The organism is Gordonia sp. DT219 (assembly GCF_049847065.1).
Taxonomy (GTDB): Bacteria; Actinomycetota; Actinomycetes; order Mycobacteriales; family Mycobacteriaceae; genus Gordonia.
The window spans coordinates 1-14,652 of record NZ_JBNCNR010000023.1; the positions used below are offsets into that span (position 1 = coordinate 1).

Sequence of the window (14,652 nt, forward strand, 5' to 3'; positions counted from 1 at the left end):
ACATATTTTTTGGTGGCTGATGATGGTCGGGTGTTTGCGGTGTCGTCGGGGGAGCCGCCGGCGGATGCGGTGGCCAGATTGTTGACGAACCGTTGAGCGCGTTGCGGATTCACGCCGCGGACAGAACAGTCCACCTGTTCGACGGTGATGACGTGGTCAGGCAGAGCGGCGCTCGCCGGGACTCACTCGTCCGGTAACAGACCGAGCCGGTCGGCGGTCTCGAGGATCGCGGTCTCGAGCCGCGAATGATGGGCGCGGGCGACGTCGAGCACGGTGGCGACGTCACGGGCGGCGAAGCCGTCGAGCATCGCCGCATGGTCGTCGTTGAGCAGCTGCTGCGTCGCCGCGCCGACGCTGCGCATCATCTGGAACGGCTCGGTCAGATTCCATGTCGACTCGAACATCGACAACAGACGCGGCATCCCGCACGGGGTGGTGAGACTGACGTGGAATTGCCGTGAGATGTCGTGAAACGACTTGCCGTCCTGCCACTTCGTCGCGGTCAACAGCTGCTGGTGCCAGTCGCGGGCACGGGCGAGGTCGGCGTCGTCGACACGTTCCACCGCCTGTGCGAGCGCGGCCTGTTCGAGAACGCCCCGCACGAAGTAGATCTCCTTGAGTTCGTCGGTCGACAGTGAGCTGACCCGGTACCCGGAATTGCGTTGGTGGACAACGAGTCCTTCTCCGACCAGGGTTTTGAGCGCCTCCCGCACCGGGATCGGACTCACGCGAAAGGCATCGGCGACCTCGCCCGGCGGTATGCCGGTACCCGGCGGCGCGCCGCCGGAGAGGATCAGCCGGCGCAACTCCTCCTCGATGTTGGCGTGGTCGTGTAACGAGCGCACCTCGACGAGTTTGGCGACCAGCGGGTTGGGGCGGCGACGGTTCATGACGTCTCCGAACCGTATTCGAAAGAGATACCTGTATCGCAGCCGAATTCGGCTTCGCGTGCCAGCCGCACCGACTCGGCGTGCGCGACGGCCGCCGACGGATGGCGGCGCACCCAGTCGGCGACGGATTCGGTCAGCCGCTGCTGATTATCACGTTTGACGATCTCATGGCCCTCGTCACCGAACATCAACAATTCGGCGACCCGGCCCCGCGAACGCAGCTCGTTCACGATCTGCTGGGACTCGCTGACCGGCACATTGGTGTCGTGGGCGCCGTGGATCACCAGCAGTGGTGCGCGCACCTCGTCGATCCGATGGATCGGCGACAGGTCACGCAGCAGCTCCCGATCCGATTCCGGATGACCGTATTTGGTGTAGGCCGCGACCGCGATCCACGGTTCGGTGTTGCGGAAGAACGACTCGAGATCGCTCATCCCGCAGATCGCGATGCCTGCGGCGAACAGTGTGGGGTGAAAGGTCAGGCACGCCAACGTCAGATACCCGCCGTAGGATCGGCCGGACGCGTAGAGGGCATCGGCATCGGCGATGCCGGAGTCGACCAGATATGCCGCGCAGTCGGCGGCGTCGTCGATGCCCGCGTACCGGCCGTAGCGGTCGTCGGCGTGGGAGAACAACCGTCCGTAACCCGACGACCCACGCACATTGGGCGCGAACACCCCGATCCCGGCATCGACGAGCGGTCCGAACAGGAACTGGTAGTCCGGCCGGGTCTGCGACTCGGGACCGCCGTGGAAATACAGCAGGTATGGCGTGGGCAGTCCGTCGGACTCTCCCGGCGCGTGCGGCGGGCGGAACAGCCAGCCCGACAACGGCATTCCGTCGCGGGCAGAGAACTCATGCAGCTCCGGACGCAGTGTGTGCGACGGTCCGGAGCCGGTCACCACGTCGTCACGCACCGGCATGACCTCGCGGGTCACGGTGTTGACCAGATGCACCATCGGCGAGCGCTGCGGACTCGACACGGTCACCGCGATCAAGGTGCCCGCAGCGCTGATCGACAACTGCGCGGCGACGTCGCCGGGCAGCGGGATCGGGTCGTGCAGTGTCTGGTCGGGCAGTGTCATGATCTGTAACTCGCTGTGGCCGTCGACATTCCACAGCATCGCGATCGTCGACTGGTCATGGGAGACCGCGAAGGCGTCCAGTCCACTGCCGGCACGCTCCGCCAGCACCCGGAACCGTGTGCCGGTGGCGGCCACCTCGACGCCGAGCAGACGCGGATACTTCGCATCGAAGTCGCTGCGGACCACCGCCTGGACCGAATCGAGGTCGCGGCGCGAGTCCTGCGGCGGATCGACGAACACCAGCGACGGATGATCGAAGCCCTGATCGAGGATGTAGCCGTCGTCGGTGACCGAGCCCGGATCGTTGGGCAGCAGGGTCGTCATCTCGATTTCGGGTTCGCCGTCGAGGGCGTCGTCGCCGGTGTGTACGCGGCGCCGCAGCAGCAGCATGTCGTGGTAGCCGCGCGGACCGACCCGCAGCAGCGTCGCACCCTTCCACGAGTCGACGAGGGCGCCGCCGACCCGGACGTCGAGGGTCTGGGTGGCGCCGGTGCCCGGGTGGACGCGCAGCGAATGCGCGGTGCCGTCGGTGGCGGTCGCGGTGATGAGAACCCAGTCGGCGTCCCAGCCGACGAGGGTGACGGTGCCGAACGACAGTCCCGCGCCCGGGGTGTAGGGATTGCCATCGGGCCGGAGCCCGGCGACACGGTGCGCCGTGTCGTCGCCGGGGTCGGTCGTCACCACCCACACCTGATGGCGTTCGCCGCCGCTGGGCGCGAGCTCGACCGCGAGCCACTGACCGTCACTGGAATGTTCGACCTTGCGGACCGGACCGGTCGCGGGTACCCGGACCCAGCGCAGCTCGCCGACGCCCTCGGTCGTCAGAACCCGTTGCGCGGCACGGGGATACCCGACTCCGTCGTCGACGATGTAGGCGAAGGCGGACCCGTCCGGGGACACCGACGGGCCATAGGTGTGCCACCCGGTCTCATCGAAGCGCACCGAGAACGCCGGCTCGGGGATGCCGCCCGTCGTGGCATCGCGCGCGTCGGCGCCGGTCGGAACGGGCGGGGTCACGGTGCGGTGAGGCCTTCCATGCTCTGCAACCACATCTCCAGCATCGCGACCTGCCACAGTTCGTTGCCGTCGAGGGTGGTGCGAATCCCGTTGGGGTCGGCGAACAATCGGTCGAGCGCGGCCGGCCGGTACAACCCACGGTCCTTCGCCGACTGCGTGTGCAGCGCGTCGCCGACCAGATCGAAGACCGGCCCCTCGAGGTGGCGGATACCGGGCACCGGGAAGTAGCCCTTGGTGCGGTCGATGATCGCCGACGGCAGCAGGGCCCGGCTCGCCTGCTTGAGCACGCCCTTGCCGCCGTGGGCGAGTTTGAGGTCGGGTGGGCAGGTGGCGGCGAGCTCGACGAACTCGTGGTCGAGAAACGGCACGCGTGCCTCCAGGCCCCAGGCCATCGTCATCGTGTCCACCCGTTTCACCGGGTCGTCGACGAGCATGATGGTGGTGTCGGTGCGCAGTGCGGCGTCGACGGCTGTTTCGGCGCCCGGTGCGGACTGATGCGCGTGCACGAACTCCCAGCTCGGGTCGTAGTCGTTGTCGCCCAACAGGTATGGGTCGGCGAGGATCGCGGTGATGTCCGCGTGCGACCGGTCGAAGAAGACCTCCCGATAGGCCTTGGTGGTCTCCGGCCGGGCGATGTCCCGCAGTGGCGGGTACCAGGAGTAGCCGCCGAGTATCTCGTCGGCACCCTGGCCGGACTGTACGACCTTGATCGACTTGCTGACCTCCTGGGAGAGCAGGTAGAACGCGACGCAATCGTGGCTGACCATCGGTTCGCTCATCGCGGCGATGGTGTCCGGGACCGCGGGCAGCAGCCGGTCGGTGCCGATGTGGATCTTGTGATGATCGGTACCGAAGGTGTCGGCGACCAGATCCGAGTACGCATATTCGTCCCCGGATTCGCCTGCCGCCGCATCGAATCCGATGCTGAAGGTGGCGAGGTCGGCCTGCCCCTGTTCGGCCAGCAACGCCACCACCAACGAGGAGTCGATACCGCCGGAGAGCAGGACCCCGACGGGCACGTCGGCGACCATCCGACGCCGCACGGATGTGCGCAGCGAGTCCATCAGCTCGTGCCCCCAGCGCTGCGCGTCCCAGTCGGCACGGTCGGGATGCGGGGCGAAAACCGGCTCCCAATAACGGTGTTCGGTGCTGCGCCCGTCGCGGGTGATGGTGCGCACGGTCGCCGGCGGCAGTTTGCGGATGCCGTTGTACATGGTGTGCGGAGCCGGCACCACCGCGTGGAAACTGAAGTAATGGTGCAGCGCAACGCGATCGATGGTGGTGTCGACGTCACCGGCCCGTAAGAGCGCCTGCACCGACGACGCGAACCGCAATCGGCCCGGCGTCTCGGCCAGGTAGAGCGGTTTGATACCCAACCGGTCGCGCGCCAGAGTGACCGTCCCCGAATCGGTGTCGGTGATGGCAAAGGCGAACATCCCGATCAGATGGTCGACGCAGTCGGCGCCCCACGCGTGGAAGGCCTTCAGGATGACCTCGGAATCGGCGTGCGAGAAGAAGCGGTATCCCTTGCCCTCCAGCTCGGTGCGCAACTGCTCGTAGTTGTAGATGCAGCCGTTGAACACGAGTGCCAGTCCCAGTTCGGGATCGATCATCGGCTGACCGCCGCGCTCGGAGAGGTCGATGATCTGGAGACGCCGATGCCCCAAGGCCACACTGCCTTTGACGAACAGGCCCCCGGCGTCCGGACCGCGCCGGGTCATCGCGCAGGTCATCGCGTCGACGGCGGCGACGTCGGGCGCCCGTCCGTCGAAGCGGATCTCGCCGCAGACTCCACACATGCGATCTGTCCTTCCGTCGACCTGGTCCTGGCATCGACACTGCCGGGCCGGCGAGTGAGGCGGATGACGTCTGCGCCCAGCCTAGGAGCTTCGACGCGCCGCGTCAGTGCGAACCGTGTGTCAGCGTGGCGTCACCCAGGTGGTGATGTCGGCGTGGACGACCTCGGTGCCGTCCGTGTCGAGGATGCGGATCGACACGACGACGTCGGTGCCGGTGGTGATGGCCGCGGTGTCGAGGGGCTCGGCGAGGCTCGCCTCGGCGGTCAGCCGGGTCGTGGCCTCGGCCAGGTACTGGGTGGACATTGCCTTGGGCAGCCAGCGATGTGAGGTCGGCAGCGTCGCCTCCATCAGCATGCCCATCGCCGCCTCGGCGAGGTTGCAGGCGGCGATCGCGTGGAAGGTGCCGATGTGGTTGTACACGCCGAACCATTTGGGGGCGCTGACCCGGCAGAAACCCGGCTCCATCCGTTCGACCAGGGGCAGCACGGTGCCGAAGTAGGGCACCCGCGCGACCATACCCAGCGAGAACAAGGCGTGGCCGAGAACGTTGTCCGGAAGCCGGCGGCGCAGGGCGTACGTCGCGGTCACTCCGGCAGCGGGTGCTTTGTCTGTCGTCATGGGCTCCGACGATAACCGCCCGGCCCCGGGCCGGGGCACACCTGGAATCGGTAGACGTGTGGTCGCGGTTTCCGCGACCGATGTCTACCGATTCGAGGATTCGTCGATTCGAACGATCGGCGCCGCCGTTATCGGTGGTCCGTGACGGCGGAGACGATAGGCTGCCAACATCAACGACGTCACAGTGCCGCGGGCGTCGGCATCGGGCGGGAGGTCGAGCGTGACATTCGGGAACCAGGGCGGGCCGGGTGAAGGTCAGAATCCGAATCAGGGTTTCGGGGCGCCGGGCTCCGGTCAGCCGGGATACGGCCAACAACCTAACTATGGTCAGCAACCGGGCTACGGCCAACAACCGGGCTACGGCCAACAACCGGGCTACGGCCAACAACCGGGCTACGGCCAACAACCGGGCTACGGCCAGCCGGGGCAGCCTCAGCCGGGATCGGGCCAACCGGGTTTCGGCGGACCGGCCGGGTCGCCGTTCGGCGCCCCGCCGGCCCCCGCGTCGAACTCGCTGGCGTCGCGGATCACCGCACCGCGATCGGGCCGCCCGATGCCGACGCTGATCATCGGCGCCGTGCTGGCGTTCTTCGGGTTGCTGATGGTGATCTTCAGCTTCCTGACATGGGCCACTGCCGAGTTGGACATCAACGAGTCGATCCCGGGGGCAGGGGCCATCAAGGGTTCGGTATCGGCATCGGTGACCGGACTCGGTTCGGAGTCGACCAATAACGATATTGACGTCTCGGGACTCCCCTCGCAGTACCAGAATCAGTTCAATCAGGAGTTCGAGAAGGAACTGAACTCCGGCGACAGCGGTGACGGCACCGCTGCGCCCGGAGTGTGGACGATCGTGTTCGGTGTGCTGCTGATCATCGGTGCGGTTCCGCTGATCCTGCGCAGATTCCCCGCGATCGCATCGATCGGTGCGGTGGTCATCGGGCTCGCCTCACTGATCGCGGTCGCGGTATTTCTCTCCGACCCCGGAGCTGCGGTCTCGGCCGACGGCAAGAGCCCGGCCGACGCGTCGACCGCCGGCGGGCCGGCCCCCGACGTATCCGCCGGATACGGCCTGTGGATCGTCTTCCTCGCAACCCTCGCCGCGCTGATCGCGGCCATCGCCGGGGTGGTGCTGTCCACGCTGCCGACATCCTCCGCGCCCGTGGCCGGCGGATTCGGCGGCGGTCCGATCGGCGGACAGCCCGCATTCGGTTCGACGCCAGGTCAGCAACCCGGCTTCGGTTCAGCTCCTGGCCAACAGCCCGGCTACGGTTCGGCTCCCGGCCAGCAGCCCGGTTTCGGGTCGGCGCCGGGTCAGCAGTGGCCGGGCCAACAGCCTGGTTACGGGTCGGGCCCCGGTCAGCAGTGGCCCGGTCAGCAGTAACCCAGGGCGGCAACTGAGGAGAACGCGGTCCGAGCATGTCGACGCCCACGGTGTACCACCTGCGCCGACAAGCCCGGGCCGCGTTCTAGCACGCCGGATGATCGGGCAGTGATCGGCGGATTTGAATCCCCACCCCGACCTGGTGCATACTTGTCGGGTTGCCTGGAACGGCGGACGCAGGAAAGCCTGCGTCCATCCCCCGGGTACATGACTCCCAGGCCCGGAAATCGGGGACTGGGCGTGTAACGCGTGGCCGTTCCCGGTTCACGGACTCGACACGCCCGACCGCGGGTGCCGGAGCAAATCGGCTCGTCCCCAGTGGCGAGCCAACGTACAACGACAGATGAACAGCGTCGATCCCGACTCTCACGCGGTGATCTATGTGCCCGCGGGCGGCCTGCGCCGGCCCAGGTGCGCGGTGTTTGTCTGTCGAGAACAACTGACGGAAGAGGACACAGCGTGGCGGGACAGAAGATCCGCATCAGGCTCAAGGCCTATGACCACGAGGCGATCGACGCTTCGGCGCGCAAGATCGTGGAAACCGTGACCCGTACCGGGGCACGCGTGGTCGGCCCGGTGCCGTTGCCGACCGAGAAGAACGTGTACTGCGTCATCCGTTCGCCGCATAAGTACAAGGACAGCCGCGAACACTTCGAGATGCGTACCCATAAGCGACTCATCGACATCCTCGACCCGACGCCGAAGACGGTTGACGCGCTGATGCGCATCGACCTGCCGGCCAGCGTCGACGTCAACATCCAGTAGGGCGGGGGCGAAGAGAATCATGAGTAATCAGAAGAGCATTGCAAACCAAGGTGCCACACGCGGGATCCTGGGCACCAAACTCGGCATGACCCAGGTATTCGACGAGAACAACCGCGTCGTTCCGGTCACCGTCATCCAAGCGGGCCCGAATGTCGTGACCCAGCTGCGGACTGCAGAGCGCGACGGTTACACCGCCGTGCAGGTCGCCTACGGCGCCATCGATCCGCGCAAGGTCTCCAAGCCCGTCACCGGCCAGTACGCCAAGGCGGGGGTCACCCCGCGCCGGCATCTGGCCGAGATCCGGGTGGCCGACGTCAGCGCACTCGAGATCGGTCAGGAACTGACCGCCGAGATCTTCGCCGACGGCGCGCTGGTGGATGTCACCGGTACGTCCAAGGGCAAGGGCTTCGCCGGTCCGATGAAGCGTCACGGCTTCTCCGGTCTCGGCGCCAGCCACGGCGTGCACCGTGTGCACCGCGCACCGGGTTCGATCGGTGGCTGCGCCACCCCGGGCCGCGTGTTCAAGGGCATGCGGATGGCTGGACGTATGGGTAACGACAAGGTGACCACACAGAATCTCGTCGTCCACAAGGTGGACGCCGAGGCCGGTCTGCTGCTGATCAAGGGAGCGATCCCGGGTCGCAGGGGCGGCATCGTGGTGGTTCGCGACGCCGTCAAGGGCAACACAGTGAAGGGTGGTGCGCAGCAATGAGCACCGAGACAGTGACCACACAGAGCACAACCAAGCTGACGCTGGACGTCAAGACCGCCGACGGCTCGACCAACGGAACCGTTGATCTGCCCGCCGAGCTGTTCGACGCCCCCGCCAACATCGCGCTGATGCATCAGGTCGTGGTGGCCCAGCAGGCCGCCGCACGCCAGGGCACGCACTCCACCAAGACCCGCGGCGAAGTCCGCGGTGGTGGAGCAAAGCCGTACCGGCAGAAGGGCACCGGCCGCGCCCGTCAGGGTTCGACCCGCGCACCTCAGTTCGCCGGTGGTGGCACCGTGCACGGTCCGCAGCCGCGCGACTACAGCCAGCGCACCCCCAAGAAGATGAAGGCGGCCGCGCTGCGCGGCGCGCTGAGTGATCGTGCTCGTAACGAGCGCATCCACGTCATCACCGAACTGGTTGCCGGACAGGCTCCTTCGACCAAATCGGCCCGCCAGTTCCTGGATATCCTCTCGGATCGCCGCAAGTTCCTGGTGGTGCTGGGACGTGAGGACCTGACCGCGTGGAAGAGCGTGGCGAACCTCGACAACGTGCTGCCGATCGCCGCCGATCAGCTCAACACCTACGACGTCCTCGACGCCGACGAGGTGGTGTTCAGCGTGGAGACGCTGGCTGCGTTCATCGCCGGCAACACCAAGACCACTGACAACGCAGAGGAGGCGTGAGCATGGCTATCCAGGCCAACCCGCGCGACATCATCCTGGCGCCGGTGATCTCGGAGAAGTCCTACGGGCTCATGGAGGAGAACGTGTACACCTTCCTGGTGCACCCGGACTCCAACAAGACGCAGATCAAAATCGCCATCGAGCAGATCTTCGACGTGAGCGTCGACAGCGTCAACACCGCGAACCGGCAGGGCAAGCGCAAGCGGACCCGCTTCGGCTACGGCCAGCGCCGCTCCACCAAGCGCGCCTTCGTGACGCTGACCGCCGACAGCAAGCCCATCGAGATCTTCGGAGGCTCGGTCAGCTGACCGGGACTCTTGGAATAGAGGGACTTTCACATGGCTATTCGTAAATACAAGCCGACGACCCCGGGTCGTCGCGGATCCAGTGGCGCGGATTTCTCCGAGGTCACCCGCGATCATCCGGAGAAGTCGCTGGTCCGTCCGCTGCACGGCCGCGGTGGCCGTAACGCGCACGGTCGGATCACCACCCGCCACAAGGGCGGCGGTCACAAGCGCGCCTACCGTCTGATCGACTTCCGTCGCAACGACAAGGACGGCGTCAACGCCAAGGTCGCCCACATCGAGTACGACCCGAACCGCACTGCGCGGATCGCGTTGCTGCACTACATCGATGGCGAGAAGCGCTACATCATCGCGCCGCGTGGACTCAAGCAGGGCGACGTGGTGGAGAGCGGCGCGGCCGCCGACATCAAGCCCGGCAACAACCTGCCGCTGCGTAACATCCCGACCGGTACCCAGGTCCACGCCGTGGAGCTGCGACCGGGCGGTGGGGCCAAGATGGCCCGCAGCGCCGGTGCCTCGATCCAGCTGCTGGGCAAGGAGGGCGCCTACGCGACCCTGCGTATGCCCTCCGGCGAGATCCGCCGCGTCGACGTGCGCTGCCGCGCCACCGTCGGCGAGGTGGGTAACGCCGAACAGTCCAACATCAACTGGGGCAAGGCCGGCCGTATGCGCTGGAAGGGCAAGCGCCCCACCGTCCGTGGTGTTGTGATGAACCCGGTCGACCACCCGCATGGTGGCGGCGAGGGCAAGACCTCCGGTGGTCGCCACCCGGTCAGCCCGTGGGGTAAGCCCGAGGGCCGTACCCGCAAGAACAAGGCCAGCGACAAGCTGATCGTCCGCCGCCGGCGTACCGGCAAGAACAAACGATAAGAAACAGGAGGAGGTAGAAGAATGCCACGCAGCCTCAAAAAGGGCCCGTTCGTCGACGACCATCTCCTGAAGAAGGTCGATGTTCAGAACGAGAAGGGCACCAAGCAGGTCATCAAGACCTGGTCGCGCCGTTCGACCATCATCCCCGACTTCATCGGTCACACCTTCGCCGTCCACGACGGTCGCAAGCATGTCCCGGTGTTCGTCTCGGACAACATGGTCGGGCACAAGCTGGGCGAGTTCGCGCCCACCCGCACCTTCAAGGGTCACATCAAGGATGACCGGAAAGCGAAGCGCCGGTAAGCCATGACTACTCAAACCGAGAACCCCACAGCGAAGGCGACCGCGAAGTTCGTTCGCGTGACGCCGATGAAGGCGCGTCGTGTGATCGACCTGATCCGCGGCAAGAACGTCGACGAGGCCCTCGACATCCTGCGGTTCGCTCCGCAGTCGGCCTCCGAGACGGTGTACAAGGTCCTCGCCAGTGCGGTGGCCAACGCCGAGAACAATCTGGACCTCGATCGACGGAGCCTGGTCGTTGCGACCGCGTTCGCCGATGAGGGTCCGACCATGAAGCGGTTCCAGCCGCGTGCCCAGGGCCGCGCCTTCCGTATCCGCAAGCGCACCAGCCACATCACCGTGGTCGTGGAGAGCTTGCCGGAGCAGGCCGGTGCCACTCGCGGACGCTCGCGTCAGCCGAAGAAGAAGGGAGCCTAGCAGTGGGCCAGAAAATCAACCCGCACGGCTTCCGTCTGGGCATCACCACCGACTGGAACAGCCGTTGGTACGCAGACAAGCAGTACGCGGAGTACGTGAAAGAGGATGTCGCCATCCGCAAGCTCCTGTCCACCGGACTCGAGCGTGCAGGCATCGCGAAGGTGGAGATCGAGCGCACCCGGGACCGGGTTCGCGTCGACATCCACACCGCACGTCCGGGCATCGTCATCGGTCGCCGTGGCGCCGAGGCCGACCGCATCCGTGGTGAGCTGGAGAAGTTGACCGGCAAGCAGGTGCAGTTGAACATCCTCGAGGTCAAGAACCCCGAGTCCGAGGCCCAGCTGGTGGCCCAGGGTGTCGCCGAGCAGCTCAGCAACCGCGTGGCGTTCCGTCGCGCGATGCGTAAGGCGATCCAGTCGGCGATGCGTCAGCCCAACGTCAAGGGCATCCGGGTGCAGTGCTCGGGCCGCCTTGGCGGTGCGGAGATGAGCCGCAGCGAGTTCTATCGCGAAGGTCGGGTGCCGCTGCATACGCTGCGCGCCGACATCGACTACGGACTGCACGAGGCGAAGACGACCTTCGGCCGCATCGGCGTGAAGGTGTGGATCTACAAGGGCGACATCGTCGGTGGCAAGCGTGAACTGTCGGCAGCGGCTCCGGCCGCCGAGGACCGTCGTGCGCGCCGGCCGAGCCGGCCCCGCCGCAGCGGTGCCTCGGGCACCACTGCCACGAGCACCGATGCCGGTCGCGCCGCGGAGTCTTCCGGCGGCGAGGCCGCAGTCGGAGCATCCGCCGGTGCAGAGAAGCAGGAGGGCTAGCAATGTTGATCCCACGGCGGGTCAAACACCGCAAGCAGCATCACCCGAGCCTGAAGGGTCAGGCATCGGGCGGCACCAAGGTGACGTTCGGTGATTTCGGCATCCAGGCACTGGAGAGCGCCTACATCACCAACCGTCAGATCGAGTCCGCTCGTATCGCCATCAACCGGCACATCAAGCGTGGCGGCAAGGTGTGGATCAACATCTTCCCGGACCGTCCGCTCACCAAGAAGCCGGCCGAGACCCGCATGGGTTCGGGTAAGGGTTCGCCCGAGTGGTGGGTGGCCCCGGTCAAGCCGGGCCGCGTGCTGTTCGAGATGACCTACCCGAATGAGGAGACCGCTCGCGAGGCCCTGCGTCGCGCGCAGCACAAGCTCCCGATCAAGACCCGAATCGTGACCAGAGAGGAGCAGTTCTGATGGGACTCGGAGTTGCCGCAGCCGAACTGCGTGACCTCAGTGACAACGATCTGGTCGACCGCTTGAAAGAGTCGAAGGAAGAGCTCTTCAACCTTCGTTTCCAGATGGCCACCGGCCAGCTCGACAACAATCGCCGTCTGCGGACCGTGCGTCGCGAGATCGCGCGCGTCTACACCGTGATGCGCGAGCGCGAGCTGGGTCTGGCGTCGGGACCGGATGGTGATGACGCATGAGTGAGGACCAGAAGGTGACCGATACCAAGGTACGTGCCAGCCGCAAGGAGCGGATCGGCTACGTCGTCAGTGACAAGATGCAGAAGACCATTGTGGTCGAGCTGGAAAGTCGTTCGCGGCATCCGCTGTACGGCAAGATCATCCGGACCACGAGCAAGGTCAAGGCGCACGACGAGAACGGCGTTGCCGGCGTCGGCGACCGCGTGCGGATCATGGAGACCCGCCCGTTGTCGGCGACCAAGCACTGGCGCCTCGTCGAGGTGCTGGAGAAGGCCAAGTAAGCCTGCTCGAAACGCAATGATATCTGTCCGCGGCCCGCTTCCCCTATGGGAGGCGGGCCGCAGACATATGTCGGGACCGGACGGACTGTCTGCAGCCGGGCAGTCCGGAACCGACCGACCGTGCGACCACGCCCGCGTCAGGCCGTGGCGATGAACCCGATCAGCATGACGACGCTGAACAGCAGACCGAGAACACCGACGGCGATGCCGGCGATCGCCAGGCCCCGTTTGTTCGTCGTCGGGGCCGTCCCGGGCGCCTGCTGCGCACGCGAGAGTCTCAGACTGCTGGTGCCGAAGTAGATCGCCACACCGCCCAATATGATTCCGCCGACGCCGAACAGGCAGCTGCCGACGAAGGACACCAGCGCGCAGATCAGCGACCACAACGCCTGATTGTCTGCACGACGGTTGGGCGCCGGCGGATACGCCGCAGGCGCACCGTAGGACGTGACCGCATACGACGCCGCCGGATAGGGCGGTGAGTACGGCGGTGGTGGATTGTGGCGCCCCGGTGAACTGGGTGGCGGGGTGTTCGCGGGCCGGGTGTTCGGGGGCGGGGCGTAGGGGGGCGGGGTGACACCCGGCGATGCCGGGGGCAGGGCCGAGTGTCCGGCCGTTTTCGACTTGGCGAGTGGGACCGGCGTCCCCGGGTCGGCGGCCGGCGCATGCGGCGATGAAGCGGAGCCGACCGGCGCAGGTGTGACGGTGGGCGCGGCCGGCGTGGTGGTGAGCGCGGCGTCGAGGTCGGCGGCGAACTCCGAGCACGTGCGATAGCGGCGAGCCGGGTCCTTTTCCAGCGCGCGCCCGAGTACCTGGTCCACCCGGCGCGACAGGTCGGGCCGGCGAGTCGTGATGGGCGGTGGCGGCTCGCTCATCTGTTGACGGATCAATGCGGCGACATTGGTGTTGGCGAATGGGGTTGCGCCGCTGAGTAACTGGTAGGCCGTACAGGCCAGCGAGTACTCGTCGGCGCGGCCGTCGAGTTTCTCGGCGGCCAGCTGCTCGGGCGAGGAGTACGCGAACGACCCGACGGTCAGGTTGGTGGCGGTCAACCGCGTCTCCTCGAGGATCGGACGCGCGATACCGAAGTCCGCGAGCAGCACGCGGCGGCGCTTCGTCGGTCCGGTGGCCTCGGTGAGGAGGACGTTGGCCGGTTTGACGTCACGGTGCAGAAGGTTCTGGGCGTGCGCGTGATCGAGGGCGTCGGCGACCGCGGTGACGATGTGGGCGACTTCGGCGCCGGGTAGGCCACCCGGGCGAGACGACAGGAGCTCGGCGCCGTCCTGTCCCTCGACGTAGCGCATGGTGATCCACAACTGGCCGTCGGACTCGCCGCGGTCGTAGACGTCGACGACGTTGGGGTGATCGAGACCGGCCGCGAGATCGGCCTCACGGGTGAAGCGACGGCGGAACGCCTCGTCGGAGGAGAGGTTCGCCGGCAGCACCTTGAGCGCGTCGCGGCGGGGCAGGCGCGGATGCCGGGCCAGATACACCTCGCCCATCCCGCCCGCACCGAGCACCCGAATGATCCGATATCCGGCGAACTCCTGACCAACTGTCAACGCCACGCCGCAAGTGTAGTGGGAGAGTGCGACATCTCCGGCGCCCGGCGCAAGAGCGCACGCCGATCAGGGGACGCCGGGCCGATCAGTCGGTGTGCCCGGCCACCCAGTCGATGACCTCCTCGGTCACCGGACGCGTGTCGGCGTCGAACTCGTGGTGCTTTTCCACAAACGCCGCGACCATCGGGCAGACAGCGACGATCACCTTGCCCTGCGCGCGCGTATCCGCGAGCGCCTCGGCGATGAGGATCGTCGCCAGCCCGCGTCCGCCGAACTTCTCGGCCACCTCGGTGTGGAAGAAGATGCGTTCGGTCGCGCCGTCGTGTTCCCGCTCGCGATAGACGGTGACGCCGGCGATCTGCTCGTCGACGCTGATCTGGTAACGCAGCGTGTCGGGAACGTGGGAGACGTCGGCGGTGGCGCCGGTTTTGTCGAGGGGCATGGGACCGAGGGTAGGGCAGATTCCGCGGGCCGGATCGGCGTGCGTGTCG

Annotated in this window: 18 protein-coding genes; 12 read left to right on the forward strand and 6 right to left on the reverse strand. The window is 66.8% G+C overall.

Going from position 1 to position 14,652, the window contains the following annotated elements:
• Positions 1 to 182: 182 nt before the first annotated feature.
• From ACPXB3_RS18840 to ACPXB3_RS18855, 4 genes are all read right to left on the reverse strand, one after another.
• Positions 183 to 890: a GntR family transcriptional regulator gene (locus ACPXB3_RS18840; RefSeq protein ID WP_425706877.1), complete on the reverse strand. Its 708-nt coding sequence runs from the start codon at positions 888 to 890 to the stop codon at positions 183 to 185.
• Positions 887 to 2,992 carry an alpha/beta hydrolase family protein gene (locus ACPXB3_RS18845; RefSeq protein WP_425729015.1) on the reverse strand — a complete coding sequence of 702 codons (2,106 nt, stop codon included), beginning with the start codon at positions 2,990 to 2,992 and terminating at the stop codon, positions 887 to 889. Before ACPXB3_RS18845 ends, ACPXB3_RS18840 begins: the two co-directional genes overlap by 4 nt.
• Entirely contained in the window at positions 2,989 to 4,791 is a 1,803-nt protein-coding gene (locus ACPXB3_RS18850; RefSeq protein ID WP_425729017.1) for an N-acetylglutaminylglutamine amidotransferase, read from the reverse strand. The genes ACPXB3_RS18845 and ACPXB3_RS18850 overlap by 4 nt, the downstream gene beginning before the upstream one ends.
• A gap of 120 nt (positions 4,792 to 4,911) precedes the next feature.
• Positions 4,912 to 5,409 carry a hotdog fold domain-containing protein gene (locus ACPXB3_RS18855; RefSeq protein ID WP_425729019.1) on the reverse strand — a complete coding sequence of 166 codons (498 nt, stop codon included), beginning with the start codon at positions 5,407 to 5,409 and terminating at the stop codon, positions 4,912 to 4,914.
• A 220-nt stretch (positions 5,410 to 5,629) separates the two neighbouring features.
• On the opposite strand from ACPXB3_RS18855, the gene ACPXB3_RS18860 reads away from it, so the two are divergent.
• From ACPXB3_RS18860 to rpsQ, 12 genes are all read left to right on the forward strand, one after another.
• Complete coding sequence (locus ACPXB3_RS18860; protein ID WP_425729021.1) at positions 5,630 to 6,793, forward strand: hypothetical protein; 1,164 nt, start codon at positions 5,630 to 5,632, stop codon at positions 6,791 to 6,793.
• A 459-nt stretch (positions 6,794 to 7,252) separates the two neighbouring features.
• Positions 7,253 to 7,558 carry a 30S ribosomal protein S10 gene (gene rpsJ / locus ACPXB3_RS18865; RefSeq protein ID WP_003938093.1) on the forward strand — a complete coding sequence of 102 codons (306 nt, stop codon included), beginning with the start codon at positions 7,253 to 7,255 and terminating at the stop codon, positions 7,556 to 7,558.
• 19 nt (positions 7,559 to 7,577) lie between these two features.
• Positions 7,578 to 8,270 (forward strand): 50S ribosomal protein L3, encoded by a 693-nt coding sequence (gene rplC, locus ACPXB3_RS18870; protein WP_425706882.1) that lies wholly within the window; start codon positions 7,578 to 7,580, stop codon positions 8,268 to 8,270.
• 11 nt (positions 8,271 to 8,281) lie between these two features.
• The gene (gene rplD, locus ACPXB3_RS18875) at positions 8,282 to 8,956 is read left to right on the forward strand and encodes a 50S ribosomal protein L4 (protein ID WP_425706897.1); all 675 of its coding nucleotides are present in this window, start codon (positions 8,282 to 8,284) and stop codon (positions 8,954 to 8,956) included.
• 2 nt (positions 8,957 to 8,958) lie between these two features.
• A complete protein-coding gene (gene rplW / locus ACPXB3_RS18880; RefSeq protein WP_425706883.1) occupies positions 8,959 to 9,264 on the forward strand; it encodes a 50S ribosomal protein L23 in 306 nt (101 codons plus the stop codon).
• 30 nt (positions 9,265 to 9,294) lie between these two features.
• The gene (gene rplB, locus ACPXB3_RS18885; RefSeq protein ID WP_425706884.1) at positions 9,295 to 10,131 is read left to right on the forward strand and encodes a 50S ribosomal protein L2; all 837 of its coding nucleotides are present in this window, start codon (positions 9,295 to 9,297) and stop codon (positions 10,129 to 10,131) included.
• Positions 10,132 to 10,152: 21 nt separating this feature from the next.
• The gene (rpsS, locus tag ACPXB3_RS18890) at positions 10,153 to 10,434 is read left to right on the forward strand and encodes a 30S ribosomal protein S19 (protein ID WP_006332376.1); all 282 of its coding nucleotides are present in this window, start codon (positions 10,153 to 10,155) and stop codon (positions 10,432 to 10,434) included.
• A 3-nt stretch (positions 10,435 to 10,437) separates the two neighbouring features.
• Positions 10,438 to 10,848, forward strand: a complete 411-nt coding sequence (gene rplV / locus ACPXB3_RS18895; protein ID WP_425706885.1) for a 50S ribosomal protein L22 — start codon at positions 10,438 to 10,440, stop codon at positions 10,846 to 10,848.
• 2 nt (positions 10,849 to 10,850) lie between these two features.
• Entirely contained in the window at positions 10,851 to 11,666 is an 816-nt protein-coding gene (gene rpsC, locus ACPXB3_RS18900; RefSeq protein WP_425706886.1) for a 30S ribosomal protein S3, read from the forward strand.
• Positions 11,667 to 11,668: 2 nt separating this feature from the next.
• The gene (gene rplP / locus ACPXB3_RS18905; protein WP_425706887.1) at positions 11,669 to 12,085 is read left to right on the forward strand and encodes a 50S ribosomal protein L16; all 417 of its coding nucleotides are present in this window, start codon (positions 11,669 to 11,671) and stop codon (positions 12,083 to 12,085) included.
• Complete coding sequence (gene rpmC, locus ACPXB3_RS18910) at positions 12,085 to 12,318, forward strand: 50S ribosomal protein L29 (RefSeq protein WP_425706888.1); 234 nt, start codon at positions 12,085 to 12,087, stop codon at positions 12,316 to 12,318. The genes rplP and rpmC overlap by 1 nt, the downstream gene beginning before the upstream one ends.
• The gene (rpsQ, locus tag ACPXB3_RS18915) at positions 12,315 to 12,599 is read left to right on the forward strand and encodes a 30S ribosomal protein S17 (protein ID WP_425706889.1); all 285 of its coding nucleotides are present in this window, start codon (positions 12,315 to 12,317) and stop codon (positions 12,597 to 12,599) included. The genes rpmC and rpsQ overlap by 4 nt, the downstream gene beginning before the upstream one ends.
• A gap of 137 nt (positions 12,600 to 12,736) precedes the next feature.
• On the opposite strand, the gene ACPXB3_RS18920 is transcribed toward rpsQ, so the two are convergent.
• Complete coding sequence (locus ACPXB3_RS18920; RefSeq protein WP_425729023.1) at positions 12,737 to 14,167, reverse strand: protein kinase domain-containing protein; 1,431 nt, start codon at positions 14,165 to 14,167, stop codon at positions 12,737 to 12,739.
• A gap of 79 nt (positions 14,168 to 14,246) precedes the next feature.
• A complete protein-coding gene (locus ACPXB3_RS18925) occupies positions 14,247 to 14,603 on the reverse strand; it encodes a GNAT family N-acetyltransferase (RefSeq protein ID WP_425706891.1) in 357 nt (118 codons plus the stop codon).
• Positions 14,604 to 14,652 lie beyond the last annotated feature (49 nt).